29 protein-coding genes are annotated in these 26,220 nt (G+C 65.9%); 8 read left to right on the top strand and 21 right to left on the bottom strand.

Translation table 11 applies throughout. The features are described 5' to 3' along the window. Positions 1–211: 211 nt before the first annotated feature. The 6 genes from QX132_RS27240 to QX132_RS27215 all read right to left on the bottom strand — a co-directional run bounded on the left by QX132_RS27240 (position 212) and on the right by QX132_RS27215 (position 4,933). The gene (locus tag QX132_RS27240; protein WP_316163311.1) at positions 212–772 is read right to left on the bottom strand and encodes a MerR family transcriptional regulator; all 561 of its coding nucleotides are present in this window, start codon (positions 770–772) and stop codon (positions 212–214) included. Between the two features lie 152 nt (positions 773–924). Next, positions 925–1,281, bottom strand: coding sequence for an integration host factor subunit alpha (locus QX132_RS27235; protein WP_315758632.1), 357 nt, complete (start codon positions 1,279–1,281; stop codon positions 925–927). Between the two features lie 133 nt (positions 1,282–1,414). Further along, positions 1,415–2,389 (bottom strand): beta-ketoacyl-ACP synthase III, encoded by a 975-nt coding sequence (locus QX132_RS27230; RefSeq protein WP_316163310.1) that lies wholly within the window; start codon positions 2,387–2,389, stop codon positions 1,415–1,417. Then, positions 2,386–3,447, bottom strand: a complete 1,062-nt coding sequence (gene plsX, locus QX132_RS27225) for a phosphate acyltransferase PlsX (protein ID WP_315775148.1) — start codon at positions 3,445–3,447, stop codon at positions 2,386–2,388. Before plsX ends, QX132_RS27230 begins: the two co-directional genes overlap by 4 nt. Positions 3,448–3,765: 318 nt before the next feature. Then, positions 3,766–4,392, bottom strand: a complete 627-nt coding sequence (locus QX132_RS27220; protein WP_316163309.1) for a DUF177 domain-containing protein — start codon at positions 4,390–4,392, stop codon at positions 3,766–3,768. Between the two features lie 4 nt (positions 4,393–4,396). Beyond that, positions 4,397–4,933, bottom strand: coding sequence for a ubiquinol-cytochrome C chaperone family protein (locus tag QX132_RS27215; protein WP_315740215.1), 537 nt, complete (start codon positions 4,931–4,933; stop codon positions 4,397–4,399). Between the two features lie 129 nt (positions 4,934–5,062). Here QX132_RS27215 and QX132_RS27210 point away from each other — a divergent pair, with 129 nt between their 5' ends. The 3 genes from QX132_RS27210 (at position 5,063) to QX132_RS27200 (ending at position 7,989) form a co-directional block, all read left to right on the top strand. Continuing rightward, complete coding sequence (locus QX132_RS27210) at positions 5,063–5,524, top strand: outer membrane protein assembly factor BamE (protein ID WP_315740216.1); 462 nt, start codon at positions 5,063–5,065, stop codon at positions 5,522–5,524. 156 nt (positions 5,525–5,680) lie between these two features. Next, complete coding sequence (locus tag QX132_RS27205) at positions 5,681–6,688, top strand: tripartite tricarboxylate transporter substrate binding protein (protein WP_316163308.1); 1,008 nt, start codon at positions 5,681–5,683, stop codon at positions 6,686–6,688. Between the two features lie 218 nt (positions 6,689–6,906). Further along, the gene (locus QX132_RS27200; RefSeq protein ID WP_316163316.1) at positions 6,907–7,989 is read left to right on the top strand and encodes a DUF2336 domain-containing protein; all 1,083 of its coding nucleotides are present in this window, start codon (positions 6,907–6,909) and stop codon (positions 7,987–7,989) included. 83 nt (positions 7,990–8,072) lie between these two features. Here QX132_RS27200 and QX132_RS27195 read toward each other — a convergent pair whose 3' ends face one another. The 13 genes from QX132_RS27195 to QX132_RS27135 all read right to left on the bottom strand — a co-directional run bounded on the left by QX132_RS27195 (position 8,073) and on the right by QX132_RS27135 (position 19,100). Next, positions 8,073–10,193: a sodium-translocating pyrophosphatase gene (locus QX132_RS27195; RefSeq protein ID WP_315740218.1), complete on the bottom strand. Its 2,121-nt coding sequence runs from the start codon at positions 10,191–10,193 to the stop codon at positions 8,073–8,075. Between the two features lie 201 nt (positions 10,194–10,394). Continuing rightward, the gene (thiL, locus tag QX132_RS27190; RefSeq protein WP_315773147.1) at positions 10,395–11,387 is read right to left on the bottom strand and encodes a thiamine-phosphate kinase; all 993 of its coding nucleotides are present in this window, start codon (positions 11,385–11,387) and stop codon (positions 10,395–10,397) included. 196 nt (positions 11,388–11,583) lie between these two features. Beyond that, positions 11,584–12,093, bottom strand: coding sequence for a transcription antitermination factor NusB (nusB, locus tag QX132_RS27185; RefSeq protein ID WP_315798031.1), 510 nt, complete (start codon positions 12,091–12,093; stop codon positions 11,584–11,586). Between the two features lies 1 nt (position 12,094). Further along, positions 12,095–12,586, bottom strand: a complete 492-nt coding sequence (gene ribH / locus QX132_RS27180) for a 6,7-dimethyl-8-ribityllumazine synthase (protein WP_315798030.1) — start codon at positions 12,584–12,586, stop codon at positions 12,095–12,097. 182 nt (positions 12,587–12,768) lie between these two features. Continuing rightward, positions 12,769–13,377 (bottom strand): riboflavin synthase, encoded by a 609-nt coding sequence (locus tag QX132_RS27175; RefSeq protein WP_315775156.1) that lies wholly within the window; start codon positions 13,375–13,377, stop codon positions 12,769–12,771. Beyond that, the gene (gene ribD, locus QX132_RS27170; protein ID WP_315773142.1) at positions 13,377–14,528 is read right to left on the bottom strand and encodes a bifunctional diaminohydroxyphosphoribosylaminopyrimidine deaminase/5-amino-6-(5-phosphoribosylamino)uracil reductase RibD; all 1,152 of its coding nucleotides are present in this window, start codon (positions 14,526–14,528) and stop codon (positions 13,377–13,379) included. The genes QX132_RS27175 and ribD overlap by 1 nt, the downstream gene beginning before the upstream one ends. Continuing rightward, positions 14,525–15,010 carry a transcriptional regulator NrdR gene (nrdR, locus tag QX132_RS27165; RefSeq protein WP_315798029.1) on the bottom strand — a complete coding sequence of 162 codons (486 nt, stop codon included), beginning with the start codon at positions 15,008–15,010 and terminating at the stop codon, positions 14,525–14,527. The genes ribD and nrdR overlap by 4 nt, the downstream gene beginning before the upstream one ends. A 13-nt stretch (positions 15,011–15,023) precedes the next feature. Then, positions 15,024–16,328, bottom strand: coding sequence for a serine hydroxymethyltransferase (glyA, locus tag QX132_RS27160; RefSeq protein ID WP_315740224.1), 1,305 nt, complete (start codon positions 16,326–16,328; stop codon positions 15,024–15,026). A gap of 272 nt (positions 16,329–16,600) precedes the next feature. Further along, complete coding sequence (locus QX132_RS27155; protein WP_315775162.1) at positions 16,601–16,726, bottom strand: hypothetical protein; 126 nt, start codon at positions 16,724–16,726, stop codon at positions 16,601–16,603. Between the two features lie 363 nt (positions 16,727–17,089). After that, positions 17,090–17,311 carry a hypothetical protein gene (locus QX132_RS27150; RefSeq protein ID WP_315711437.1) on the bottom strand — a complete coding sequence of 74 codons (222 nt, stop codon included), beginning with the start codon at positions 17,309–17,311 and terminating at the stop codon, positions 17,090–17,092. Positions 17,312–17,337: 26 nt separating this feature from the next. Beyond that, complete coding sequence (locus tag QX132_RS27145) at positions 17,338–17,553, bottom strand: hypothetical protein (RefSeq protein WP_315740226.1); 216 nt, start codon at positions 17,551–17,553, stop codon at positions 17,338–17,340. 206 nt (positions 17,554–17,759) lie between these two features. After that, complete coding sequence (gene ldtR, locus QX132_RS27140) at positions 17,760–18,272, bottom strand: transcriptional regulator LdtR (protein WP_008962376.1); 513 nt, start codon at positions 18,270–18,272, stop codon at positions 17,760–17,762. Positions 18,273–18,632: 360 nt separating this feature from the next. Then, the gene (locus QX132_RS27135; protein ID WP_315740227.1) at positions 18,633–19,100 is read right to left on the bottom strand and encodes a DUF6163 family protein; all 468 of its coding nucleotides are present in this window, start codon (positions 19,098–19,100) and stop codon (positions 18,633–18,635) included. A gap of 215 nt (positions 19,101–19,315) precedes the next feature. Between QX132_RS27135 and hemB the strand changes: the two genes are divergently transcribed. The 3 genes from hemB (at position 19,316) to QX132_RS27120 (ending at position 21,977) form a co-directional block, all read left to right on the top strand. Continuing rightward, entirely contained in the window at positions 19,316–20,377 is a 1,062-nt protein-coding gene (gene hemB / locus QX132_RS27130) for a porphobilinogen synthase (protein ID WP_315758572.1), read from the top strand. A gap of 198 nt (positions 20,378–20,575) precedes the next feature. Further along, complete coding sequence (locus tag QX132_RS27125; protein WP_315798028.1) at positions 20,576–21,109, top strand: RDD family protein; 534 nt, start codon at positions 20,576–20,578, stop codon at positions 21,107–21,109. Between the two features lie 91 nt (positions 21,110–21,200). Then, complete coding sequence (locus tag QX132_RS27120; RefSeq protein WP_315773141.1) at positions 21,201–21,977, top strand: arginyltransferase; 777 nt, start codon at positions 21,201–21,203, stop codon at positions 21,975–21,977. A 95-nt stretch (positions 21,978–22,072) separates the two neighbouring features. Here QX132_RS27120 and QX132_RS27115 read toward each other — a convergent pair whose 3' ends face one another. Continuing rightward, positions 22,073–23,449: an Nramp family divalent metal transporter gene (locus QX132_RS27115; RefSeq protein WP_315786322.1), complete on the bottom strand. Its 1,377-nt coding sequence runs from the start codon at positions 23,447–23,449 to the stop codon at positions 22,073–22,075. Between the two features lie 203 nt (positions 23,450–23,652). On the opposite strand from QX132_RS27115, the gene QX132_RS27110 reads away from it, so the two are divergent. After that, complete coding sequence (locus QX132_RS27110) at positions 23,653–24,441, top strand: class I SAM-dependent methyltransferase (protein WP_315740232.1); 789 nt, start codon at positions 23,653–23,655, stop codon at positions 24,439–24,441. A gap of 102 nt (positions 24,442–24,543) precedes the next feature. After that, positions 24,544–25,770, top strand: a complete 1,227-nt coding sequence (locus QX132_RS27105; protein WP_315798027.1) for an MFS transporter — start codon at positions 24,544–24,546, stop codon at positions 25,768–25,770. Here the strand turns inward: QX132_RS27105 and QX132_RS27100 are convergent. Further along, on the bottom strand, positions 25,767–26,201 hold the full coding sequence (locus QX132_RS27100) for a universal stress protein (protein ID WP_315740234.1): 435 nt from the start codon (positions 26,199–26,201) through the stop codon (positions 25,767–25,769). The genes QX132_RS27105 and QX132_RS27100 overlap by 4 nt on opposite strands. Positions 26,202–26,220 lie beyond the last annotated feature (19 nt).

Here is a 26,220-nt window from a genome sequence, read left to right as displayed (position 1 = left end):
CCTTCGAATCGGACGAAGCTTGCCTGTCAGGAATCAACCCGGTCTGAATTGTCAGGACTCAGCCCGGTTCATACCGTCGGGGACCCCCACCCCCAACCCCTCCCCACAAGGGGGAGGAGAGCGCAGCCGACTCGTGGCGCCGCTGCGGCTCCGAACTGGCAAATGGCTTGGCGCCGTCGGCTCATCCTGTGTTTAGGGCAGCAGGCGCCCCTCACACCTCTTTCATGGCGCGATCGAGCAGCGCGCGGCAGTCGAGCAGCTCCTTGAGCACGCCCTGGAGCTTGTCGCGCTCCTCCGGCTTCATGCCGGCGCGGGCGGGCGGGCCGACCCGGAAGGTGTCGAGGATGTCGTCCTCGGTGTCGACGAAGCGGAAGTCGATGCCCTCCTCGTCGGAGGTCTCCTCCTCGTCCTCCGATTCGACCTCGGCCTCCCCCAGCGGCTCCTCCTCCATGAGGGCCTGGCCGAGCGTCTCCTCCATGGCCCCGAACGAGACCGCGGCGGAGCTGTCGGCCAGTCCCTGGACCGACTTGACGCCGTGCTCCTTCAGGATCCGCTGCACCCCCTTGATGGTGTAGCCTTCGCCATAGAGCAGGCGCCGGATGCCCTTGAGCAGGTCGACGTCGTCGGGCCGGTAATAGCGCCGGCCCCCGCTCCGCTTCATCGGCTTGATCTGGGCGAACCGGGTCTCCCAAAACCGCAGCACGTGCTGCGGAATGTCGAGCTCCTGCGCGACCTCGCTGATCGTCCGAAACGCATCCGGCGCCTTGTCCAAATGCCCGTTCCCCTTCGATCGTGCTGACAAGAAAGTGGAAGACTACGCTGAATAGATTGGACGAACTGTACGCGGGACGAACTGTACGCGGGACGAACGATACGCGTTCGTCACGGCCCTGCCGACAATGCGGCGGGGCGACGGCCCCGGCCCTATTCCGGCTCGGCGCCGAACTCAGCGCTGGCCTCGCCGTTCATCTTGCCGCTGCCCTGTTGGCCGTTGATGCGCTGCTTCAGGATCGCGGACGGCTTGAACACCATGACCCGCCGCGGCGAGATCGGCACTTCCGTGCCGGTCTTGGGGTTTCGTCCGATGCGCTGCCCCTTCTTGCGCACCATGAACGACCCGAAGGACGATAGCTTGACCGTCTCGCCGCGCTCGAGGCAGTCGGTGATCTCTTTCAAGACCAGCTCGACGAATGCAGACGACTCCGTGCGCGACAGCCCCACCTTCTGGTAGACTGCCTCGCAGAGATCGACGCGTGTGACTGTTTTTCCGGTTCCCGCCATCGCCTGCCCCAAACTCACGGCGAATAATTCGCTCCGGAAATTAAGAGGTTAAGCGGCGGTGGTCAACAGCAGCGTGAATAGAAGTACAGGCCGTAGTGTCGATCTCTGGGCGTAATCCCGCCGCACGGCAGGCTCACCAGCGCACCAGGGCCGAGGCCCAGGTGAAGCCGCCGCCCATCGCCTCCAGCAAAACCACGTCGCCCTTCTTGATGCGGCCGTCCTTGACGGCCACGTCCAGCGCCAGCGGGATCGAGGCAGCGGAGGTATTTCCATGCCGATCGACCGTCAATACCACCTTCTCCGGCGCGATGTGCAGCTTGTGCGCCGAAGCGTCGATGATTCGCTTGTTGGCCTGGTGCGGCACGAACCAGTCGATGGTCTCGGCCGACAGGCCGGTGGCATCGAAGGCGTCGACGATCACGTCGGTGATCATGCCGACCGCGTGCTTGAACACCTCGCGGCCCTCCATCCGCAGATGCCCGACGGTCTGGGTCGAGGACGGACCGCCGTCGACATAGAGCTTGGCCTTGTGGCGACCGTCGGAGCGCAGATGCGTGGTCAATACGCCGCGATCGGCCGACGTGCCGCCCTGCTCCTGGGCGTCCAGGATCAGCGCGCCCGCGCCGTCACCGAACAGCACGCAGGTGGTGCGGTCGTTCCAGTCGAGGATGCGCGAGAAGGTCTCGGCGCCGATCACGAGCGCACGCTTGAACGAGCGGCTGCGGAGGAAATTGTCGGCGGTGGCGAGCGCAAAGACGAAGCCCGAGCAGACCGCCTGCAGGTCGAACGCCGCGCCATGGTGGATGCCGAGTTCGTTCTGGACCGCGACCGCGGTCGCCGGAAAGGTGTTGTCCGGCGTCGAGGTGCCGAGCACGATCAGGTCGATCGACTGCGGATCGACGTCGGCCGCCGCAAGGGCGGCCCGGGCCGCGTTGACCGCCAGATGTGAGGTGAACTCGCCCTCGGCTGCGACATGGCGCTCACGGATGCCGGTGCGCTGGACGATCCACTCGTCCGAGGTCTCGATGCGGCTTGCCAGCTCGGCATTGGTCACGACCCGCTGCGGGAGGTAGGAGCCACAGCCGAGCACGACCGAACGAATTGTCACGAGACAGCCTCCTGGGCGACGGGTTCGGACGCCGGCGCGCCGCCGTCGGGATTGAGTGTTTGATTGATCTTGGTCAGGAGATCGTAGCGGGCCATCTCATAGCCAACCCTGACCGCCGAGGCAAAGCCCTCGGCGTCGGTTCCACCGTGGCTCTTGACCACCATGCCCTTGAGGCCGAGCACCACGCTGCCGTTGGATTTGCGCGGGTCGAGCCGGGCCCGCAAAGCGGCAAAGGCGCCGCGGGCCAACAGATAGCCGATCCGTGCAAGCCAGCTCGCCTGGATCGCGCCGCGCAGGAAATCCGTGACCTGGCGGACGGTGCCCTCGGCCGTCTTCAAAGCGATGTTGCCGCTGAAGCCCTCGGTCACGACCACGTCGGCCGCACCCTTGCCAATGCCGTCGCCCTCGACGAAGCCGATATAGTCGAGCTGCGGCAGGTTCATCGCGCGCAGCTGCTCGGCCGCCTCGCGGATCTCCTCATGGCCCTTGATCTCCTCGACGCCGATGTTGAGAAGGCCGACGGTCGGCCGCGGCTTGTTGAACAGCACGCTCGCCAGCGCGCCGCCCATCACGGCCAGCGCGACGAGATGGTGGGCATCGCCGCCGATCGTCGCACCGAGGTCGAGCACGACCGATTCGCCGCGCGCGGTCGGCCAGATCGCGGCCAGAGCCGGCCGGTCGATCCCGTCCAGCGTGCGCAGGCAGAAGCGCGCCATCGCCACCAGCGCGCCGGTGTTGCCGGCGGATACCGCGACGTCGGCCTCCCCCTTCTTGACCGCCTCGAGCGCGAGCCACATCGACGAGGTCTTTCGGCCGCGCCGGAGCGCCTGGCTCGGCTTGTCCTCCATGCTGACGGCGACGTCGGTGTGGATGACCCGCGAGACGGCCTTCAGCCGCGGATGCCGGTCGAGTTCGGGTACGATCTTGGCGCTATCGCCGAACAGCAGAAACTCCGCATCCGGATGGCGGCTCAGTGCGATCGCAGCACCGGGAATGACGATGGCCGCGCCGAAATCCCCGCCCATGGCGTCCAGCGCGATTCGAACCTTTTGAGGCATGACGTCCCGGAAACCTGATCTCGAGCTTTGTCTCGTCTTGGCCGTGACTTGCTTGGCCGTGTTTGGCGGTCGTTCAGAGGCATTGCGCGGCCGATGGACAGGCCAGAGGCCGTCCGGGCCTTTTCGTCGCACCCCGACCCGGGCGCGACAATAGCGTCTCTCCGTGTCGAAACAACCTCCCGGGGGCAATGCAATTTGCAACCGCCACGCGGTCCGGGGCCAGCAGGGACCCGTCTTTGCCATCGAAATCAGCAGCTTGAGAGGATTTCGAGAGGCTTTGTGACAGGATCGACCGCTTCCGGCCTGCACAACGGCGCGTCAATCCTCACCCGTTTTCTTCGCTTTGACCGCGCCCGGGGCGGCGGCATCTGCCGATTTCAGCGCCTTCAGCGCCGCGAAGGGATGGTCCTCCGGCTCGGCGGCTGCCGCCATCGGCTGCTCGAACACGGCACCCGGCTTGCGCGGATAGGGATCGATCCCCAGGAACAGCGCGTCGGCGGCAAGCCGGCCGAGGTCGATCTGCCCGCCAATGATCGGCTCCGGCGGATCAGCCGTCTCCACCTCGCTGTTGGGATCGTCCTCGACCAGATCGGCAAGCTCGGGAATCTGCTCCGGCGGGGCGAACATCTGGTCGATCGGCTCGTCGATCTCGATCTCGATCGGATCGAGCGTGACGACGCAGGTCTGACCGATCCGGGCCCGCACCCGGCCCTCGACATGCACCTTGCCGTCGCGCTTCTGGACGACGTCGAACGAGGCATGGGCCGAGATGACCTCGCGCAGCTCGGCAAGCGCGGCGAGCGCGCGGCGCGTGGCCTCGTCGGCCTCGATCTCGCGATGCAGGCCGACCTCCGGAATCTGCGCCACGATCACCGGCGGCGCCCGCCAGGGATCCTTCGCCGGATCTCGCCCCGTCTGTCGCGATGTGTCTGTGTCTCTGCTCATCTCGCTAGTCCTGCTGCACCGGCTGCGGGAAGCTCCAGCCGGCGCCGAGCAGCCTGTTGTCGTCGAGAGCGGCGAGGTGCGCGGCCACCCGCGCCGCATAGGCGGCAAGTCCGGCCGCGCTGTCCGGATGCTCCCCGTTCAAGATATTCTTCTGCAGCGCCTCCGCCAGCCGGGCCTCGCTCTCGGACCAGGCGAGGTCATAGGCGGCGGTGCGGCCATAGAATGCCTCGCCGAACTTCTGCATCCGCTTCGGCACGGTGAGATCCCCCACCCCCATCTCGCGCAGATTGTCGTCCATGTCGTCGCAGAAGCGGTCGAATAGCGCCTGCGATAGCTCCGACCCCACCCCGCGCAGCCGCCGCAGCACCAGCCACAGGTGCAGAATCAGCAGATCGAGCCGTCCCTCGACCGTGTCGGGGACATTCAAGTGTCTATAAAACAACGGGTCTCGGGTTTGTGCCACGATCGTGCCATAGATCGGCTCGATGGTTCCGCGCGGGGACGGTCGGGATTTGCTGAGAAGGTTGAATGGCCAGAGCATGACGGTTCCGCGGTCGAGTTTCCCTGACCCTGTTCGGGGGCATGTTGCAATCCGCAAGTTTGCCCGGTACGTCAACGCCCTGCCCGACGCAAGGGGACGGGATCCGATCTGAAGAAGATGACCCAGACAATGCGAACGACTGCCCGCCTGCTCTCCCGCGGCCTGAGCACCCGACTGCGCACCGCCGGCGCGATCGCGCTGACCTGTCTGGCGCTGGCCGCCTGCACCGGCGAGCAGTTCCAGAAGGGCTACATCATGCCCCCCGGCGCGCTGGAGCAGATCCCGATCGGCGCCAGCCAGGACCAGGTGCTGATCGTGATGGGCACGCCGTCGACTGTGGCGACGCTCGACGGCGAGGTATTCTACTACATCTCCCAGCGCGCCGAGCGCCCTGTCGCCTTCATGAACCAGAAGGTGGTCGATCAGCGCGTCATCGCGATCTATTTCGACAAGAACCGCCAGGTCCGGCGGCTCGCCAATTACGGCATGAAGGACGGCAAGATCTTCGACTTCGTCAGCCGCACCACGCCGACCTCCGGCCAGGAGCTCAGCTACCTGACACCGCTGTTCAAGCTGCTCAGCTTCAACTGATCCCGACACGATCGCCGCAGCCCGGAATGTGATTCCGGGCCACGGCACAAAGCCGGACCGCTGCGCTGAATTGCGCAGCTCGCGCGCAATTGGCCTGCTTGCTCTGGCGCTGCAATCTTCCCTACCCTGCTGCAAAACAAGAGCAGGGAGGAATCATTGGCTCATTGCATCGCGCTGTCGCGCCGCAGGCTTCTGTCCGGAGCCGCAGCGCTGTCGACCGCCGCCATTCTGCCGCGCACGAGTCTCGCCGACTGGCGTCCGACCGAGACGATCAAGCTGATCGTGCCCGCCGCGCCCGGCGGCAGCACCGACGTGATGGGACGGCTGCTGGCCGCGCATCTGCAGACGGTTTGGGGACAATCGGCGGTGGTCGAGAATCGCTCCGGCGGTGGCGGCACGATCGGCACCGCCGAGGTCGCGCGCAACACCAAGGGGGACGGGTACACGATCCTGATCGGCAATCCCGGTCCCAACGCGATCGCCTATTCGATCTTCCGCAACCTCGCCTACAAGCCGGATCAGCTGCAGGCGGTGTCCAACATGATCCGCATCCCGAACATCGTCTCGGCGCATCCGTCGACCGGGATCAAGTCGATCCCGGAGCTGATCGCCTACCTCAAGGCCAATCCCGACAAGCTCAACTACGGCTCGTCAGGCGTCGGCCAGAGCCCGCATCTCACCGGCGCCTGGTTCCTGCAGCTCACCGGGTTGAAGATGACGCACATCCCGTTCCGCGGCGCCGGCCCCGCGCTGCAGGCCGCGCTCGCCGGCGACATCCAGATCCTGTTCGACAATCTGTTTCCGTCGCTGCCGCAGGTGCAGGACGGCAAGCTCACTGGCCTGTGCGTCACCACGCCGGAGCGCAGCGCCAATGCGCCCGACCTGCCGACGATGCGCGAAAGCGCGCCGGAGCTGGCCAAGTTCGACGTGTCGTCCTGGTTCGGCGTGTTCCTGCCCAAGGCCTGCCCGCCGGAGATCGTCAGTGCGCTCAACCTGCAGGTCAAGGCGATGCTCGCGCGTGAGGACATCGCTAAGAACATCGCGGCCATGGGCGCCCGCGCCGACTACGGCACGCCGCAGCAGTTCGGCGACTTCGTCCAGGCCGAGACAGCCAAGTTCGCGTCGATCATCCAGAAGGAAGGCCTGCAGATGGACGTGAAGTAGCCCTGGGCCCGGCGGCGCCGCGTCTCGGTGGAGCATTGGAATAGGGTTCGTGGTGTAACGGCACCTTAAGCGGGATGGTGCGATAGATGGCGGCCGCGCGTCCTTGATCTGATTGCGAGATACCATCAGCCGATGCCGGGCCGACGACCTCGCGTGGATGCGGTCCGATCACCGTCCGAGGGGCAGGCGCCGGCGATGTCCATCGCATGAGCCGTGCCTTGCCCAACAGCGTTCTCCACCAGCTCGAAGACATTCTCGCCAGCCGATACGTGTCGCGGCGCGCCGAGATCCTGGAGCGCGTCACCGACCTGTTCGTCGTGGGCTCGGGCAAGTTCACCGAAGAACATGTCGATCTGTTCGACCACGTGCTGTTCAAGCTGCTCGACAACGTCGCCATTGCGGCGCGGGCGCAGCTCGGCAGCCGGCTCGCGGTGCTGCCTGACGCACCGCCGCGGCTGCTCCGGCTGCTCGCCAGCGACGAGACGATCGCGGTGGCAGGTTCCGTGCTGCGCCAGAGCGAACGGCTCGACGACGAGACCCTGGTCGCGACCGCGCAGACCCGGGGCCAGGAGCATCTGCTCGCGATCTCCGACCGCAAGATCCTCACCGAATCCGTCACCGACGTTCTGGTCGATCGCGGCAATCAGGCCGTCGTTTCGAACACCGCCAGCAATGGCGGCGCGCGCTTCTCCGATCACGGCTTCTCCGGCCTGGTGACGAAGGCATCCGAAGATCCCGGCCTCGCCTTGAAGCTCTGGAGCCGAACCGACAGCCCACGCGAGGTGCTGGTTCGGCTGTTCGTCGAAGCCTCCGACGCGGTGCGCAGCCAGCTCGCCAGCGCTGATGCGGCGCGGGCCGAGATCGTCGAGCTCGCCGTGGCGCCGGCTTCGGATCATCTGCAGGCCGCCGCGCGGACGTGCTCTGCCGATTTCGTCACCGCCAAGGACTATGTCGAGCTGCTGCACGCGACCGGCCAGCTCCACGAGGCGCAACTGCACGGCTTCGCCAAGGAAGCCAGCTTCGACAAGGTCACGCTGGCGCTGTCATTGATGTGCAAGCTGCCGCTCGACGTGGTCGAGCGCGCCTTCGTGCGCAACCAGTCGGATCAGCTCCTGGTGCTCGCCAAGGCGCTCGACCTGTCCTGGGTCACCACGACGACGCTGCTGTTCATGCAGGCGAGCGCCAGCGGCAGCGCACGCCCACAGCTCGACCAGCATCTGGCGAGCTTCTCGCAAATGCAGCCGCGCATGGCGCAGAGCACGCTGCAGTCGTATCGGACGCGGCAGCGCGCGGCGGAATAGACGGCGTCACGACACAACGAGAGACAATGAAAAACCCCGCGGCTCGCGCCGCGGGGCCTTTATTGGTCAGGACATCGCCCCGCTCAGTGCGCGAGGATCGCCAGCAGCAGCAGGGCCACGATGTTGGTGATCTTGATCATCGGGTTCACCGCGGGGCCGGCCGTGTCCTTGTAGGGGTCGCCGACGGTGTCACCCGTCACCGCCGCCTTGTGAGCATCCGAGCCCTTGCCGCCGTAGTGGCCGTCCTCGATGTACTTCTTGGCGTTGTCCCAGGCGCCGCCGCCTGAGGTCATCGAGATCGCGACGAACAAGCCGGTGACGATGACGCCGAGCAGCATGGCGCCGACGGCCGAGAACGCCGCCGACTTGCCGGCCGCGCCGCCGCCCGCGATGGCGTAGATCAGGAAGTACACGACGATTGGCGACAGCACCGGCAGCAGCGAGGGGATGATCATCTCCTTGATCGCCGCCTTGGTCAGCAGGTCAACCGCCTTGCCGTAGTCCGGCTTGTCGGTGCCCTGCATGATGCCCGGCTTCTCGCGGAACTGCCGGCGCACCTCCTCGACGATTGCGCCGGCCGCACGGCCGACCGCGGTCATGCCCATCGCGCCGAACAGATACGGCAGCAGGCCGCCGAACAAGAGACCAACCACGACATAAGGGTTGTTCAGCGAGAAGTCCGGCTTGATCCCCGCGAAATAGGGATGGTGCGCCGAATCCGCGATGAAGAACTGCAGGTCCTGGTTATAGGCCGCGAACAGCACCAGCGCGCCGAGACCGGCCGAGCCGATCGCGTAGCCCTTGGTGACCGCCTTGGTGGTGTTGCCGACCGCGTCGAGCGCGTCGGTCGACTTGCGGACCTCCTTCGGCAGGCCGGCCATCTCGGCGATGCCGCCGGCATTGTCGGTGACCGGGCCGAAGGCGTCGAGCGCGACGATCATGCCGGCCAGAGCGAGCATGGTCGTGGTGGCGATCGCGATGCCGAACAGGCCGGCCAGGCTATAAGTGACCAGGATGCCGGCGATGATGACGATCGCAGGCAGCGCGGTCGACTCCATCGAGATGGCGAGGCCCTGGATCACGTTGGTGCCGTGACCGGTCACCGAGGCCGCCGCAATCGACTTCACCGGGCGGAAGTCGGTGCCGGTGTAGTATTCGGTGATCCAGATGATGAGGCCGGTGACGACCAGGCCGACCACGCCGCACATGAACAGCGCCGTGCCGGTGTAGTCGACGCCGTCGAGCTTGCCGAAGCCGATCAGCCAGGCGATGGCCAGCGCCACGCCGCCGAGCGAGAGGACGCCGGTCGCGATCAGGCCCTTATAGAGCGCGCCCATGATCGACTGGCTGGCCCCCAGCTTGACGAAGAAGGTGCCGGCGATCGAGGTGATGATGCAGATGCCGCCGATGGCGAGCGGCAGGGTCATCATGTTGGTCAACAGCGACGACTTGGCGAAGAAGATCGCCGCCAGCACCATGGTGGCGACCGCGGTCACCGCGTAGGTCTCGAACAGGTCGGCCGCCATGCCGGCGCAGTCACCGACGTTGTCGCCGACGTTGTCGGCAATGGTCGCGGGGTTGCGCGGATCGTCCTCCGGGATGCCGGCTTCGACCTTGCCGACGAGGTCACCGCCGACGTCGGCGCCCTTGGTGAAGATGCCGCCGCCGAGACGGGCGAAGATCGAGATCAGCGAGGCACCGAAGCCGAGCGCGACCAGCGCGTCGATCACGGTGCGACTGTCCGGCGCGAGCTTCATGAAGCCGGTCAGGATGCCGAAATAGATGGTGACGCCGAGTAGTGCGAGACCGGCCACGAGCAGACCGGTGATGGCGCCGGCCTTGAAGGCGAGTTCGAGGCCGCCGGCGAGCGAGGTGATGGCCGCCTGTGCCGTGCGGACGTTGGCGCGCACCGACACGTTCATGCCGATGAAGCCAGCCGCGCCGGAGAGGATCGCGCCGATCGCAAAGCCGATCGCGACGAGCATGCCGAGGAAATACGCAAGGAGCACGAAGATCACGACACCGACGATTCCGATCGTCATGTATTGGCGGCGAAGATAGGCCTGCGCGCCCTCACGCACGGCCGCCGCGATTTCCTGCATGCGCGCATTGCCGGCGTCTGCGCTGAGCACCGATTGTGTGGCCCAGATCGCATAGACGATCGACAGCGCTCCGCAGAGCACGATCACCCATAAAGCTGACATTTAGTTTCCTCGGCTCTTTGCTTTTCTAACTACGTCACGCCGCGCTGGTGCGACGCACGCCCCCTGTCAGGCAGCCCCGGGCGGAGCCGCCTCGAACATCATGAAGCTTGCCAAAATCGCCATGATGACGCAACGCCGCGACGCCTGAACCGCTCCAAATTCAGACGCTTCTTTGGTCGCATTGTGCGGTGCAAATAGGTGTCAGAAGTGGCTGAAGGACAAGCGCGTCAGTGTGACGGGACGGCCCTGCCCGTCCAGGAAGCGCGGGGCTCGCGTTCCTTCGACGATGGCGCCGATGTCGGTGACGGCAACGCCCGCCGTCTCGGCTGCGCCACGGAAGGCTGCGCATTGCGCTGCGGGAACAGTGCAGAGGATCTCGTAATCGTCGCCGCCGGAGATCATGCTTTCAAGCTGCGCGGCCCCGACAGCGAGCAGCTTCGCCGCCGCCGGCGATCGTGGAATGTGTGACAGCGTGATGTCGGCGCTCACGGAAGAGGCGGCGCAGAGCTTGATCAGGTCGCCTGCGAGGCCATCGGAGACGTCCATCGAGGCGGTCGCGTAGTCTCTCACGGCCGCGGCCAGGGCATTGCGCGGCTGCGGCGTGCGATAGCGGCCGATCAGCATATCCCGCGCGACGGGATCGTCGGCCAGCGCCGCCGCCTCCGCTGTGCCCGTCAGCATGCACAGGCCGAGCGCAGCATCACCGATCGTTCCCGTGACCATCACCCGGTCGCCGGGACGCGCCCCGAAGCGATGCACCATCCGGCCCCTAGGCACCCGCCCCCAGGCTGCGATCGAGATCATCACGGGACCGGGCGTCGACACGGTGTCGCCACCGAGCAGCGGACAGCCGAACGCAGCCGCGTCCTCGCCGAGGCCACGCGCGAACTCCGACAGCCACGCCTCGTCCTTCTCGCGCAGCGCCAGCGTCAGGACGAAGCCGGTGGGCACGGCGCCCTTGGCGGCGAGATCGGACAGGTTCACCCGCAGCGCCTTGCGCGCGATGGTGTCGGGGGGATCGCTGGCGAGATAATGGACGCCTTCGACGATGGCGTCGGTCTTGACGACGATGTCGTCACCATTGGCCGGAATGATCGCGGCATCGTCGACGAGGCCGAAGGCGCCGGGGTCGGTCGCCAGCGGCTTGAAATAGCGGGCGATCAGGGAGTCTTCGCCGGAGGGGTTGTGGGTCACGCGCTCGTCCCCCACACTTTGCACACTCTGCTGTCATAGCCCGGCTCGACCGGGCGATCCAGTACGCCGCGGCCCTTCCGTATCCCTTGAACGTCTCTGGAATACGGGATCACCCGCCGTCGCGGGTGATGACAGTCGAGGAAAGAGACTGGCATCGCGCCGGTTCGCAGCGATCGTGCTCCGGCGCCCCCCATCGCTACTTCGGCCCCATCTCGTCGGCTCGGTATTGCCGGGCGAGTTGCTCCAGCACGGCGTTGACCATGCCGGTCTCGTCGCGCTCGACGAAGGCATGGGCGATGTCGACATATTCGGACACGACGACCCGCGCCGGAATGTCCTTGCGCCGCTCCAGCTCATAGGCGCCGGCACGCAGCACCGCGCGCAAGATCGCCTCGATCCGCTGCAGCGGCCAGCCGCGCTCCAGCGCATTGTCCAGCACGGGATCGATCTTGGTCTGGTCGCGCACCACGCCGGAGACGATGTCGCGGAAGAAGGCGGCCTCGGCCGGCAGATACTGCTCGCCCTCGACCTCGTTGCCGAGCCAGTGGCTCTCGAACTCGGCCAGCACGTCGTTGATGCCGGCGCCGGCGATGTCCATCTGGTAGAGCGCCTGCACGGCGGCAAGCCGCGCCGCGCCGCGCCGGTTGGCCTTCCGATCGTTTGCTCTGACCGGGCCCTTGAACGGTTTGTTGCTGCTCTCGGCCATCTCAGCCTCGCGCCAGACGGCGTTTGATGCGCAGCACGGCGAGCGCGGCCCGCGCAGCATCGCCGCCCTTGTTCATTTCCGAGACGCGGGCACGCGCCCAGGCCTGGTCCTCGGTGTTGACCGTCAGGATGCCGTTGCCGAGCGGTAGGCCGCGCGCCACCGACAGGTCCATCAGCGCCCGCGAGGACTCCTGCGACACGATCTCGAAATGGATGGTGTCGCCGCGGATGACGCAACCGAGCGCGATCGCCGCATCATAGGGCTTGCTGTTCTTGGCGGCCGCATCGAGCGCAATGGCAATGGTCGCCGGAATCTCCAACGATCCAGTGACCGTGAGAACATCATAGCCCACGCCCGCCGCCTTCAGCTCGGCGGTGGCGCCCTCCAGCAGGGCATCCTGAAGATCGTCGTAGAAGCGGGCCTCGACGATCAGCGCCCGGGCGCCGGAGATGTCGGTCTGGTCTTTGAGCGGCGCGCGCCGTGCGTCTGCCATGGTTCTGTTTCCATTGTCTTCAGGTGCCTCGTCCCAAGGGAGCGGCCATCCGGCCGCCTCGCGAAGGGCGAGATGAAATCGGCCTCATGCTGCGAGACGACACATCAGCGCCTCCTCGCAATCAGGGCTGGCCTTGTAGGCGCCAGCGCCCGCAAAGCCAAGACGGAAAGCCCCCTTCGAGGCTACTTCATTTCCGTGAGGCGCGCGGCATAGCGCGCCATCAGGTCGACCTCGAGATTGACCTCGCCGCCGGCCTGCCAGGACGACAGCGTGGTGACCGACAGCGTATGCGGAATGATCAGCACCGAGAAGGCCAGTTCGTCGACGGTGTTGACCGTGAGCGAGACACCGTCGAGGGTGACTGAGCCCTTGGTGGCGATGAAGCGCGCCAGATCCCGCGTTGTCTTCAGCACGAACCGCGCCATATCAGGCAGGTCGTCGCGGCTGACGATGGTCGCAATACCGTCGACATGACCCGAGACGATGTGACCGCCGAGCTCGTCGCCGATCTTCAGCGCCCGTTCCAGGTTCAGCTTCGTTCCGACGCGCCAGTGCTTGGCCGTGGTCAGCGCCAGCGTCTCCGCGGCGGCATCGACCTCGAACCAGGTCTTGCCGTCGGTGAGGCCCGACTGCACGACGGTGAGGCAGACGCCGTTGTTGGCGATCGACGCGCCGTCGGCGATCGTGGCCTGGTCGTAGCTGCAGGCGATGCGCAGCCGGTGCAGCTTGCCCTCGGTCCGCGGCGTCAGGCTGACGATCTCGCCGATGTCGGTGACGATGCCGGTAAACATTACGCGCGCTCGTAAATCGTAAGGGTGTCGGGATCGAGCGTTTCGCTAGCACGAACGCGATAGGCCGGCGACTGCGTGATTGCGGTCAGCGGCAATGCATCCAGCGCAGCGATCCCGTCCGCTCCGATCTCCCCGGGACCACGCAGCAGCCAGATTTCATCGACCAGGCCACTTGCCATGAAAGATGATGCGACGCGGCTGCCGCCTTCGATCATCAAACGGGTGATGCCCTTCTCGGCGAGCGCCTTGAGCACGGCGGGTGGCTCCAGTGCCGACGGTGCGACCTGCGGCGGCAGGCGGATCACCTGCGCGCCGGCGGCCCCCAGCTTGGTCGCTGCGGCGGGCTCCGCCACCTCAGAGGCAACGAGCCAAAGCGGCGTCGTCCGCGCTGACTGCACCAGACGGCTGGCGGTCGGGAGGCGCAGGACGGGGTCGAGCACGACACGGACCGGCGAGCGGGATTCCATGCCGGGCAGCCGGCAGGTCAGCAGCGGATCGTCGGCGATCGCGGTGCGCACGCCGATCAGGATCGCGTCGCTCTGGGCACGCAACACATGCACGCGCGTCCGCGCCGCTTCGCCGGTGATCGCGACCGGCGTGTTGCCCGCGGCTGCAATCTTGTCGTCGGCCGAGACGGCAAGCTTCAGGATCACATGCGGCCGCCCGTCGCGGATGCGTCGGAAATGACCCGAATGGTCGCGCTTGGCGTCCGCCGAGCAGAGGCCGACCTCGACCTGGATGCCGGCGGCGCGGAGCTTCGCATGTCCCTGCCCTGCGACCTCCGGATTGGGATCCTCGATCGCCGAGACGACGCGGCTGATTCCGGCTGCGATAACCGCGTCCACGCAAGGCGGCGACTTGCCGACATGCGAGCACGGCTCCAGCGTCACGTAGAGCGTGGCGCCTTTGGCTGCCTCCCCGGCACGGCGCAGCGCCTCGGGCTCGCCATGAGGACGTCCACCGGGCTGGGTCCAGCCGCGGCCGACGATCACGCCGTCCTTGACCACCACGGCACCGACGGCGGGATTGGGCCAGGTCCGCCCCAACCCGCGGCGGCCGAGCGTCAGCGCGAGCTGCATGAAGCGGCGGTCGGCGTCCTTCTGAGCCTTCAGCTTCTCGCCGACCTGATCGACCAGAACCCGGAAGATCATTTGCGGACCGGCGCGAGGCGCGGTGCTTCGTCCTCCGCCGAGAGCTCGCCGAGCACGGCCTCGAAGTCCTTGGCCTCGCGGAAATTGCGGTAGACCGAGGCGAAGCGGACATAGGCCACGTCGTCGAGATCGCGCAGATGCTCCATCACGATCTCGCCGATCGCCTCCGAGGACACCTCCGACTCGCCACCGCTCTCGAGCTCCCGCACGATCGCCGACACCATCTTCTCGACCCGCTCCGGATCGACCGAGCGCTTGCGCAAGGAGATCTGCACCGAGCGCATCAGCTTGTCGCGGTCGAACGGCACGCGGCGGCCGTTGCGCTTGATCACGGTCAGTTCGCGCAGCTGCACCCGCTCGAAGGTCGTGAAGCGGAAATTGCAGGCGACGCAGACCCGCCGCCGCCGGATCACCGAGGAATCCTCGGTGGGGCGGGAGTCCTTCACCTGCGTATCGAGACTGTTGCAGCTCGGGCAGCGCATTTCGCGTTAAGCCTTACTGATAGATCGGGAACCGGTCGGTCAGCGCCTTCACCTTCTCCTTGACCGCAGCTTCCACCAGCGGCGCGCTGCCGTCCGGCGCCTGTGCGATCGCGTTCAGCACCTCGGCGATCAGGCTGCCGACCTGCTGGAATTCGGCGACGCCGAAGCCGCGGGTGGTCGCCGCGGGGGTGCCGAGACGCAGGCCCGAGGTGACGAACGGCTTCTCGGGGTCGAACGGGATGCCGTTCTTGTTGCAGGTGATGCCGGCGCGGACCAGCGCCTTCTCCGAGACGTTGCCCTTCAGGGCCTTGGGCCGGAGGTCGACCAGCATCAAATGGTTGTCGGTGCCGCCGGAGACGATGTCGAAGCCGTGCGCGCGCAGCGATTCCGCCAACGCCTTCGCATTCTCGACGATGTTCTTCGCGTAAGTCTTGAACTCCGGCCGCAGCGCCTCGGCGAAGGCCACCGCCTTGGCCGCGATCACATGCATCAGCGGACCGCCCTGCAGGCCCGGGAAGATCGCCGAGTTCAGCTTCTTGGTCAGCGCCTCGTCGTTCCAGAGGATCAGGCCGCCGCGCGGGCCACGCAGCGATTTGTGGGTCGTGGTCGTCGTGACGTGGGCATGCGGCACCGGCGAGGCATGTACGCCGCCGGCGACGAGACCGGCGAAGTGCGCCATGTCGACCAGGAGGTAGGCTCCGACGTGGTCTGCGATCTCGCGGAAGCGCTTGAAGTCCCACGGGCGCGAGTAGGCGCTGCCACCGGCGATGATCAGCTTCGGCTTGACCTCCTCGGCCTGCTTGGCGACCGCATCCATGTCGATCAGATGATCGTCACGGCGGACCGTGTAATGCGCGGCCTTGAACCACTTGCCGGACATGTTGACCGGCGAGCCGTGGGTGAGATGGCCGCCGGCGGCGAGGTCGAGGCCCATGAAGGTGTCGCCGGGCTGCAGGAGCGCCAGGAACACGGCCTGGTTCATCTGGCTGCCGGAGTTCGGCTGGACGTTGGCGAAATTGGCGCCGAACAGCTTCTTGGCGCGGTCGATCGCGAGGTTCTCCGCGACGTCGACCCATTCGCAGCCGCCATAATAGCGCGCGCCCGGATACCCTTCCGCGTACTTGTTGGTCATCACCGAGCCCTGGGCCTCCAGGACCGCCCGGCTGACGATGTTTTCCGAGGCGATCAGCTCGATCTCGTGTCGTTGCCGACCGAGCTCACCCTTGATGGCGGCGGCGATCTCGGGATCGGCCTCGGCCAGGGTGGCGGAGAAGAAGGAATCGACTGACGAGGCGGGCTTGGCGCTGGAAGCGGTCATCGGCGGAATATCTCCACGTCCGCAAGGCCTTAGGTGGCCTGCGGTCGGTTCAGTGAAGTCGGTCGGAAAAGACCCCTGCCCTTACCATATGGGCGGCGGCAGGCCAAGGGACAGGCCAAGCGGTTGCGGGTCAAACCGGATATTTGCGCCAGATATGGTGGACGAGGTCCAGAGCAAGCCCTGCTCAAGCCCCGCCGCAGGAGTGCCAGCTTTCCGACATCTGCCACGTTTCCTTGGTCCGGAGATTGGTCGCCTTGTAGATTCGCCCCCGATCATCGCCGGGCGGGCAATTCTTCGGCTTCCAGACGGTGCAGAGGCACGGGATCGCCCAGTTTGGAATGGGCCACGGCGGCGTTCCACTCTGCGTCGATCTGCTCGGCACCGCTCTGGTACAGCACGTGCGTCCCCGGATCCATAATGGGATCACCATACTTGCCGCGCTTCTCGCCGCGCTTGAACGGGGTAGGCGACAGCGGCTCATCAAACCGATCAGCAATTTTCGTGATCGTCGTCGCTGCGCAGGCGCCTATTCTGGCCAGTGCTTCTCGACTGTTCGGTCCCTTCTGGGGTCAAACCGTCTCAGCCATACTCTTCGTGGGCAGGCTCAGCTCACCGCACGCGAAGGCCAAGATTCCTGCCACGACAATGACTCGGGACACCAAATGCATCGCCCCCCAAATACAAACAACCTGCATGAAACCGGACGGTCTCATACAGGTTGTGAGGCAAGCGCGCGGCGAGCAATGCCGCACCGAAAGAAATCAAAGGCCGGTGTAGCCCGCCTTCACCGGATCGACGCGGCCATCGAGCTGACGCAGATAGGTCAGGCCGCATACCGTCAGGCGGTGCGGATCGCGCTCGCCGGCTTCGAACAAGGTCTGGATATAGGCGCTCACCTTGCGGCGCGCCTCGTCGCTCGCCGCGGCGGTGCGGTTCGCCAGCAGGTCGTAAGTGTGCATGATGCGATCGATGGCGGCTTCCATATCATCCCCTCTTGAACGTCAGGCCGTCAGGCAGACTTGAACATCGAGATCGCCTTGTTGGCGAGCTTGAGCTTGTTGAATTCTCCGCGGTGAATCAGCTGAACGATGATGTCGACAAGTCTCTCGTTCGGCGCGAACTCCTCTGGCAGCTCGCCGGAGAGACGCAGATAGTTGGAGGCGATGGCATAGGCATCCCCAACCATCGCCACGTTCATGACTTGCATTCCGGCATCGTGCAGCATGGTCCGACCTCCGGTCCAGGGACATAAGCCCAGGAGCCTCGATTGGTTCCAATTCGGACCGGGGTTTTTGCCAAGGTTTTTGCCAAGGCGAACAAGAAAACGCCGGCCCGAAGGGGCCGGCGCAAGAACGACTTCCAGACGATCAATGGCTGTCCGGTCTTGGCTCTCGATGTCTGAGCCGGCTCAGCCGAAACGGTGAGACTGGCTCAGAGGCGATACAGGATCTGGTCGGTCCAGAACCGCTCGAGACGATGCAGCGACTTGTTGAGCGTGGAGAACTCCTCGCTCGAAATGCCGCCGACCTGCTCTACGGTCTTGACGTGCTTCTGATACAGCGAGTCGACGATGCGGCGGATCTCCTGCCCCTGCGGGGTCAGGCGGATGCGGACCGAGCGGCGATCGACGCGCGAGCGCTGGTGATCGAGGAAGCCGAGCTCGACCAGCTTCTTCAGGTTGTAGGAGACGTTGGAGCCGAGATAGTAGCCGCGCGTGCGCAGCTCGCCCGCGGTCAGCTCCTTGTCGCCGATGTTGTAGAGCAGCAGCGCCTGGACCGAATTGATATCGGAACGACCACGGCGGTCGAACTCGTCCTTGATGACGTCGAGCAGACGGCGATGCAGCCGCTCCACCAGCGTCAGTGCTTCCAGATAGAGCGACTGCACGGTGCCGCCCTGGCCCGGCGCAGCAGTCTCCACGGCCGTCGCAACGGCTTTCATCATGACACTTCCCCTGTCGTCGTTTTTGTCGACTTATTCGACGAAACTTTTGTCCCGTCTGATAGAACGAACTTAAGGGGCGTGCTTTGAAGATCGCCTTAAATAAGAGCATAAAGAGAGAATGAATCGCGGAGAGTGAATCCTCTTTTAATTCAGTAATTACAGAGGCTTTTGCAAGAGTCCGTTGACGGTCGAGGGACGATGTTCGCGGTTCGTTTCACCCACCTGTCGCATTACAAAACACGCTTGGGTAGCGCTGCTAAGGTCTCTGTAACAGCTGTGGCGGACGCTCTTAAGGTGTTCGAAACATTACTTGCATCGCGCTGAAAAGATTTACAGCGTGCAACGAATTTTCCGCACGACCTATGGTGGCCGCTCCCGGGCCGCCATCCAGGCCAGTACGAGGTAGGCGGCGAGCATGACCGCCTCGCCCGCGACCACCAGCAGATTGCCGCCATAGATGCCCGGGAACATGAGCTCGATGACCGCCATCGAGACGACCGTGGTGAGCCACACCACCGCGCCCCACGGCGTGGCCAGCCACAGGCCCACGGCGGCGACGAGCTCGATCACCGCGAAATAGACCGTCGCGGCCTGCCAGGCCATCGCCTGGTTCTCGAACGCGTCGTCCTCGCCGCCGATGAAGCCGGTCACCTGGGCCCAATGGTAAAGGCCCTTGGCAATCGAGAGCATGGCCATGACCCGCAGGAACAGCACGAGCCGCCGCGTCCAGACATTGTCGTCGCTCTCGCGCCGATCCGAGGACATGGCGGCAATCGACATGGCGGCGTTGTCACGCGCCAGATCTCGCGCCGAGGGAATCTCAGCCATGGCAGCTCGAGCAGAACAGGCGGGTCGTCATTGGGGCCTCTCAAGACCAGGAGCATGGCGATTCTTGGCCGGCCGGACCGTGAAATCAACCGGGCCGGAAATCAACCGGGCCGCTTGCGTCAGGTCAAGTGACGGGCGACGGGCAAAGTGCTACAGATTGTTGGAATTACAACAAGTCAAAATCCGGCTCGCCGGTCAGCAAGGAGCCAGCCCTCATGGCGATCAAATTCGGGCGCCCGATCGACCTGCGCGACACCGCGCGCAATCCGGCCACTGGACTGACGCCGGCGCTCGACCTCACCATCCGTCCCCGCCGCAACCGCAAGGCCGAGTGGGCACGCCGGCTGGTGCGCGAGAACGTGCTGACGACGGACGACCTGATCTGGCCCCTGTTCGTGGTGCAGGGCGACCGGACCCGCAGCACCGTCGCCTCGATGCCGGGCGTGGAGCGGCTGAGCGTGGACGAGATCGTCCGCGATGCCGAGCGTGCCGCCAAGCTCGACATTCCCTGCATCGCGCTGTTCCCCTATACCGAGCCGTCGCTGCGCGACGAGCACGGCTCCGAAGCCTGCAACCCGGACAATTTGGTCTGCCAGGCGGTGCGTGCGATCAAGAAGGAGTTCCCGGAGATCGGCGTGCTCTGCGACGTCGCGCTCGATCCGTTCACCAGCCACGGTCATGACGGCCTCATCAAGGACGGCCGCATTCTCAACGACGAGACGGTCGCCGTGCTGGTGCGCCAGGCCCTGGTCCAGGCCGAGGCCGGCTGCGACATCATCGCGCCGTCGGACATGATGGACGGCCGGGTCGGCGCGATCCGCCAGGCCCTGGATCAAGCCGGCTTCCTCGACGTGCAGATCATGGCCTATGCGGCCAAATATGCCTCCGCCTTCTACGGCCCGTTCCGCGACGCGATCGGCTCGGCCAAGACGCTGACCGGCGACAAGCGCACCTATCAGATGGACAGCGCCAACTCCGACGAGGCGCTGCGCGAGGTCGAGCTCGACATCGCCGAGGGCGCCGACATGGTGATGGTGAAGCCGGGCATGCCCTATCTCGACGTCGTCAGGCGCGTGAAGGACACGTTCAGCATGCCGACCTTCGCCTATCAGGTGTCGGGCGAATACGCGATGATCACGGCCGCCGCCAACAATGGCTGGATCGACGGCGACCGGGCGATGATGGAAAGCCTGCTGGCGTTCAAGCGCGCCGGCGCCGACGGCGTGCTCACCTATTTCGCCCCGCAAGCTGCCGAGCGGCTGCGGCAGCAGCGTTGAGGAGGCGCTGGGATCTTTCCAAGACCCCCACGCTCCTTGAGCGCGCCGCTCCTTTCGCCTGCGCGGGCCGCCGGCTCGCGAAGTTCTGGCTTACAAGTCGCGAAATGGCCGGAAATTTGCCGCGCCCCGTGCAAGAACAGCCCTTGCAAGCGCAAGAGGGGTTCCCATGTCCTGGGTGCCAATCCGGAGGGCTTATTCATGGCGTATATGGGTTCAGGCGATAGCAATGGCGGTCCCGGTGCTCGGCCACACGCCTACGATCCCTATCAGCAGCCGGAATTGTTTCGCGGCGTGCTGACGCGGCGGATGATTGCGTTCCTGATCGATCTCCTGGTGCTCTCGGTCCCGGTGATCCTGGCGGTGATCTTCATTGCCGTGTTCGGCGTGATCACGCTGGGTCTCGGCTGGGCGTTGTTCTGGCTGGTGTCGCCGGCTGCGGTGATCTGGGCCATCGTCTACTACGGCGCAACGATCGGCGGGCCGAACTCGGCGACGATCGGCATGCGGGTGATGGATCTGGAGGTACGGACCTGGTATGGCGCGCCGGGCTATTTCGTGCTCGGTGCCGTGCACGCGGTCTGCTTCTGGGTCTCGGTCTCGGCGTTGTCGCCGTTCGTGCTGCTGATCGGACTGTTCAACAGCCGCCGCCGGCTGCTGCACGATTTCGTGCTCGGTACCGTCGTGATCAACACGTCCGTGCGCTCGCAACTGACTGAACCGGCTCGCACCTGATGAGACGTCCGGTGGCACTGCAAAAGCGATTGACCGGCCGCCTCCGGAGCGCAATTCTGTTGATGATCGCCTCGGAGGCTCACGACGTTCCTTGACCCAGCATTCGCGTGACACCCCGCAATTCTACCTGACCGCGCCCTCGCCCTGCCCCTATCTGCCGGGGCGGCAGGAACGCAAGGTGTTCACGCATCTGGTCGGCGACAAGGCGACCGATCTCAACGACCTCCTGACCCATGGCGGCTTCCGCCGCAGCCAGTCGATCGCTTACCGGCCGGCCTGCGACCAATGCCGGGCCTGCGTGTCCGTCCGCGTGATCGCCAACGAATTCCGCCCCTCGCGCAACTTCCGCAAGGTGCTCGCGCGCAATTCCGATCTGGTCGGCGAGCAGCGCAGCGCCGTGCCGACCTCCGAGCAATATTCGATCTTCCGCAGCTATCTCGATCAGCGCCATCGTCATGGCGGCATGGCCGACATGACGGTGCTCGATTACGCCATGATGGTCGAGGACAGCCATGTCGAGACACGAATCATCGAGTACCGCCGCCGCAATCTGAGCAACGGTCCGAATGCCCGCAGCGGCGAACTGGTCGCAGTGGCGCTGACGGACGTGCTCAGCGACGGCCTGTCGATGGTGTACTCGTTCTTCGACCCCTCGGAGACCACCCGCTCGCTCGGCACCTTCATGATCCTCGACCACATCGCCCGGGCGCGGCGCCAGGGCCTGCCCTACGTCTATCTGGGCTACTGGATCGAGGGTTCGAAGAAGATGGACTACAAGAGTCGCTATCTGCCGCAACAACGTCTCGCGGCTGCCGGCTGGCTGCGCGTGGATGCCGAAGGCGACACCGCGCCCGAGCCGCAGGACTAGAGGAGGCGAATAGCGAATGGGGAGTGGCGAATAGAGCGCTTCGAAGCTTCGAACGTCCCTATTCGCTTTTCCCCTTCGCTATTCGCCTCTCCTCATCATCCCGTGGCCAGATCCCACACCAGCTTGGTATTGAGCGCGATGATCACCACCGCGATCAAGGTCGCGAGCGCCGTCAGCCAGCGCGGCGCCACGAACTGCCCCATCTTGGCCCGGCTCGCGGTGAGCAGCACCAGCGGCACGATCGCGAACGGCAATTGCAGGCTGAGCACGACCTGACTGAGGATCAGGAGCTGCCCGGTGGCCTTCTCGCCGGCCCAGATCGTCACCACCACGGCCGGCACGATTGCGATCATGCGGGTGATCAGCCGGCGCAGCCAGGGCGCGATCCGCCAGTGAAGAAAGCCTTCCATCACGATCTGACCGGACAGGGTCGCGGTGATCGTCGAATTCAGGCCGCAGCACAAAAGCGCGATCGCAAACAGCGTCGGTGCCAGCGTCGACCCGAGCAGCGGCGCCAGGAAGGAATGCGCCTGATCAAGCTCGGCGACGTCGCGTTGTCCGGTCCGGTGGAACGTCGCCGCCGCCAGGATCAGGATCGAGGCGTTGATGGTCAGCGCAAGGCACAGCGCGATGGTCGAATCGATCGTGGAGAGCGTGATCGCCTCGCGCTTGTCCTCTGGGCTGTCACCGTAGCCGCGGGTCTGGACCAGACCCGAGTGGAGATACAAATTGTGCGGCATCACGGTAGCGCCGAGAATGCCGAGCGCCAGATAGAGCATCTCCGGGTTGGCGACCAGCTGTCCGCTGGGGACGAAGCCCTTCACCACCTCGGCCCAGTCCGGCTGCGCCATCGCGATCTGGATCGCGAAGCACAGCGCGATGATGCCGAGCAGCGCGACCACGAACGCCTCGATCCAACGGAAGCCGAAGGCCTGCAGCGCCAGGATCAGGAAGACATCGAGCGCGGTGACGCAGACGCCGATCGACAGCGGCAGCCCGAACAGCAGGCTGAGACCGATCGCAGTACCGATCACCTCGGCGAGGTCGGTGGCCGTGATCGCGATCTCCGCCGACAGCCACAGCGGCAACGAAACCCAGCGCGGCGTCGAATCGCGGCACGCCTGGGCCAGGTCGCGGCCGGTGGCGACGCCGAGCCGGGTGCACAGCGACTGCAGCACGATCGCCATCAGGTTGGACAGCAGCGCGACCGACAATAGCACGTAGCCGAACTTGGCACCGCCGGCGAGCGAGGTCGCCCAATTGCCGGGGTCCATGTAGCCGACCGCGACCAGATAGCCGGGTCCGAGAAAGGCGAGCAGCTTTCGCCAGAGCGACCCCTTGGTTGCGGTTCGCACCGTCGCGAACATGTCGCCGAGAGAGGGCTCACCGCGCTCACCGCGCCAGCCGGAGCGGCTGTCGCTGGGCTGAACCAAGGCTTGCAGTTGCGAAAGATCTGACGGTTTTGCGTCCATTCCGCTATCCTGAACGAAACCGACCTTTAATGCAACTGATTTGCAAGTAGAGGAGCGCTGCAGGCTGGTGCCCGCGAGCGTTGGTATTAATCCAATACCATTCCATCATGGCAGCTGCTCGCCCTTGCCGATTCGCGAGAGCGCCTGAAGCACACACGAATCGGCGCGGCCGGGTCCCCGTCTCCCCACTGACCGGATCCAACATGTCTGCCAACCTTGGCCTCCGACCGATCTCCAACGCGCCTGTTCCTTGCAAGATCTGTGACGGTCCTGCCGACCTCTACGGCGTCGTCGACATGAACCGCCCATGCCAGACGGCGCATGCGTATCGCGCGCCGCTCTCGGGTGTGCCCATCTATTACCGGCGCTGCGCGGACTGCGGCTTTCTGTTCACCGACGCCTTCGACGACTGGAGCATCGAGCAGTTCAAGACCCACATCTACAACGACGGCTACGAAGCCGTGGATCCCGACTATCGGGTCAAGCGCCCGACCGACAATGCGGCGGCCGTCGCCCGCTTCTGGGCGCCACACAAGGCCGGCATGCGGGTGCTCGACTTCGGCGGCGGCAACGACGTGTTCTGCACCGGCCTGCGTGCTCAAGGCTTTGCGGAAGCGGTCACCTATGATCCGATGGTGGCCGAGCACGCCACCCGCCCCGATCGCAAGTTCGATCTCGTCACCTGCTTCGAGACGCTGGAGCACGTGCCCGATCCGCTGGCGACGATCGGAGCCATGGCGGCCTGCGTGGCCGAACCGGGCGCGGTGTTCTACTCGACGTTGACCCAGCCGGACGACTTCGACAGCCAGGGCATGTCCTGGTGGTACATCGCGCCGCGCAACGGCCACATCTCGATCTACACCCAGCATGCGCTGGCGCTGGCTTGGCACCGGTTCGGCTTCAAGACGGCGCCGCTGAATGCCGGCACCCATCTGGCGTTCCGCACGCTGCCCCCGGAATGGGGATTGGCCGAGGCACCGACCGCGGCATAGGCCGTCCGCAGCACGACGGCCGATACCGGAGATCAGGAAGCGGGTGGGCGCAAGGAGGCGGCGTGGTGATGATGGCCGCATCATCACATCAGGTTCCTCTTCATGCCTCCTTCTCCCGCCCTGCCCGCCGGCTTCCACCGCCTCGCCTGGTCGAACCTCACCGCGCAATCGGCCGAGCAGATCGCGCTCGCCGCAGCACCGATCGTCGCGGTGCTCGCCCTCGGCGTTGGCGAGGGCGCGACCGGCCTGCTGCAGACGGCGCTGACCGCGCCCTTCGTGCTGTTCGCGATCCCCGCGGGGCTGCTCGCCGACCGGATGCCGCGGCGGCTGCTGATGGCCCTGGCAGAGACGCTTCGCGCGCTCGCGCTGCTCGCGATCCTCATCGCCTTCGCGTCCGGCGCGCTCACGCTGCCGCTGCTGGCGGCGCTCGGATTCGCGGCGGTGTGCGGCACGGTCGCGTTCAGCGTCGCAGCGCCTGCCCTGGTGCCGAGCCTCGTCGCCCCGGCCCAGTTGGCGTCCGCGAATGCGCGCATCGAGCTTGCCCGCACCATCGCCTTTGCCACCGGGCCCGCGCTGGGCGGCATACTGGTCGGCTGGATCGGCGGCGCTCCGGCCTTCGGCTGCGCCGCGGCGCTCTCGCTGATCGCAGCCATGTGCCTGGCCGGCATCGCCGAGCCCGCCCGTGTGCCGGTGCCGCGCCGCCATCCGCTCGCCGACATCCGCGAAGGCGCCGCCTTCGTGCTGCATCATCCGCTGCTGCGGCCGGTGTTCGTCACCCAGTTCATCTTCAACACCGCGCATTTCCTGCTGCTCGCGGTGTTCGTGCCCTATGCGGTGCACCGGCTCGGCCTGTCGGCGGGAGGCGTCGGCACGGTGCTGTCGATGTTCGGCGTCGGCATGGTGTGCGGCGCGCTGCTGGCGACGCGCATCATGCGGCGGCTGCCGTTCGGCACCGTCATCGGGCTCGGCCCCGTCACCGGCTTCGCCGCGGCGCTCATCATGGCACTGACCACGTTCGTCCCCTCGCCCTACCTTGCCGCCCTCAGCTTCTTCCTGCTCGGCGCCGGGCCGATCCTCTGGGTGATCTCGACCACGACGCTGCGGCAGTCGGTGACTCCGGCGGGCCTGCTCGGGCGGGTGTCGGCCATCAACATCCTGAGCTACGGCGCCCGTCCGCTGGGCTCGCTGCTCGGCGCGGTCGTCGGCGGCCGTTACGGCGCCGACATGTGTCTCTACCTCGTCGCCGCCATCTTCGGCCTGCAGGCGCTCGTCATCCTCGCCTCGCCGGTCGTCGCGATCGCGCGCCAGCCGGAGCCGCAGCCCGCCTAGCGATAGACCAGGATCGGCACGGTCGAATGCGTCAGCACCTTCAAGGTCTCGCTGCCCAGGATCGCCGAGACGCCGCGCAGCCCATGCGAGGCCATCAGCACCAGATCGCAATGCTGCTTGCGGGCGGTCTCGACGATCGCCTCATAGGGCTTGTCGTGCTCGACGCAGAGCGTGGCGCAGGCGACGCCGGCCTGCTCCGCGTCGTCCTTCACATGATCGAGGTATTTCGCGGTCTGATCGGCCACCAGCGACTTGTATTGCGCAAGCGCCTTGGTCGCAGCGTGGGGATCGACGACCAGCGAATGCAGCGGCGTCGACACCACCAACGCCGTGACCCTGGCTCCGGTCGCCTTGGCGAGCGCGATACCGTGCTTGATTGCGGCCTTGGAAAGGTCGGACCCATCGGTCGGCAGCAGAATATGTTTGTACATGAGCTTTCACCTCCCGGCA

The organism is Bradyrhizobium sp. SZCCHNRI20481 (assembly GCF_032485055.1).
Classification (GTDB): Bacteria; Pseudomonadota; Alphaproteobacteria; order Rhizobiales; family Xanthobacteraceae; genus Bradyrhizobium.
Note: the sequence above shows the minus strand (reverse complement) of the source record. Positions and strands in the feature narration are given on the sequence as shown.

Coding starts and splice junctions, on each gene's coding strand:
- ldtR (WP_008962376.1), bottom strand. CDS start 18,272: ATGATGAAAGCCGTTGCGACGGCCGTGGAGACTGCTGCGCCGGGCCAG.
- QX132_RS27195 (WP_315740218.1), bottom strand. CDS start 10,193: ATGTCAGCTTTATGGGTGATCGTGCTCTGCGGAGCGCTGTCGATCGTC.
- hemB (WP_315758572.1), top strand. CDS start 19,316: ATGGCGATCAAATTCGGGCGCCCGATCGACCTGCGCGACACCGCGCGC.
- QX132_RS27215 (WP_315740215.1), bottom strand. CDS start 4,933: ATGCTCTGGCCATTCAACCTTCTCAGCAAATCCCGACCGTCCCCGCGC.
- QX132_RS27150 (WP_315711437.1), bottom strand. CDS start 17,311: ATGGAAGCCGCCATCGATCGCATCATGCACACTTACGACCTGCTGGCG.
- glyA (WP_315740224.1), bottom strand. CDS start 16,328: ATGACCGCTTCCAGCGCCAAGCCCGCCTCGTCAGTCGATTCCTTCTTC.
- QX132_RS27125 (WP_315798028.1), top strand. CDS start 20,576: ATGGCGTATATGGGTTCAGGCGATAGCAATGGCGGTCCCGGTGCTCGG.
- nrdR (WP_315798029.1), bottom strand. CDS start 15,010: ATGCGCTGCCCGAGCTGCAACAGTCTCGATACGCAGGTGAAGGACTCC.
- QX132_RS27210 (WP_315740216.1), top strand. CDS start 5,063: ATGCGAACGACTGCCCGCCTGCTCTCCCGCGGCCTGAGCACCCGACTG.
- QX132_RS27105 (WP_315798027.1), top strand. CDS start 24,544: ATGCCTCCTTCTCCCGCCCTGCCCGCCGGCTTCCACCGCCTCGCCTGG.
- QX132_RS27135 (WP_315740227.1), bottom strand. CDS start 19,100: ATGGCTGAGATTCCCTCGGCGCGAGATCTGGCGCGTGACAACGCCGCC.
- QX132_RS27220 (WP_316163309.1), bottom strand. CDS start 4,392: ATGAGCAGAGACACAGACACATCGCGACAGACGGGGCGAGATCCGGCG.
- QX132_RS27110 (WP_315740232.1), top strand. CDS start 23,653: ATGTCTGCCAACCTTGGCCTCCGACCGATCTCCAACGCGCCTGTTCCT.
- nusB (WP_315798031.1), bottom strand. CDS start 12,093: ATGGCCGAGAGCAGCAACAAACCGTTCAAGGGCCCGGTCAGAGCAAAC.
- ribD (WP_315773142.1), bottom strand. CDS start 14,528: ATGATCTTCCGGGTTCTGGTCGATCAGGTCGGCGAGAAGCTGAAGGCT.
- QX132_RS27115 (WP_315786322.1), bottom strand. CDS start 23,449: ATGGACGCAAAACCGTCAGATCTTTCGCAACTGCAAGCCTTGGTTCAG.
- plsX (WP_315775148.1), bottom strand. CDS start 3,447: ATGCCTCAAAAGGTTCGAATCGCGCTGGACGCCATGGGCGGGGATTTC.
- QX132_RS27175 (WP_315775156.1), bottom strand. CDS start 13,377: ATGTTTACCGGCATCGTCACCGACATCGGCGAGATCGTCAGCCTGACG.
- QX132_RS27100 (WP_315740234.1), bottom strand. CDS start 26,201: ATGTACAAACATATTCTGCTGCCGACCGATGGGTCCGACCTTTCCAAG.
- QX132_RS27235 (WP_315758632.1), bottom strand. CDS start 1,281: ATGGCGGGAACCGGAAAAACAGTCACACGCGTCGATCTCTGCGAGGCA.
- QX132_RS27145 (WP_315740226.1), bottom strand. CDS start 17,553: ATGCTGCACGATGCCGGAATGCAAGTCATGAACGTGGCGATGGTTGGG.
- ribH (WP_315798030.1), bottom strand. CDS start 12,586: ATGGCAGACGCACGGCGCGCGCCGCTCAAAGACCAGACCGACATCTCC.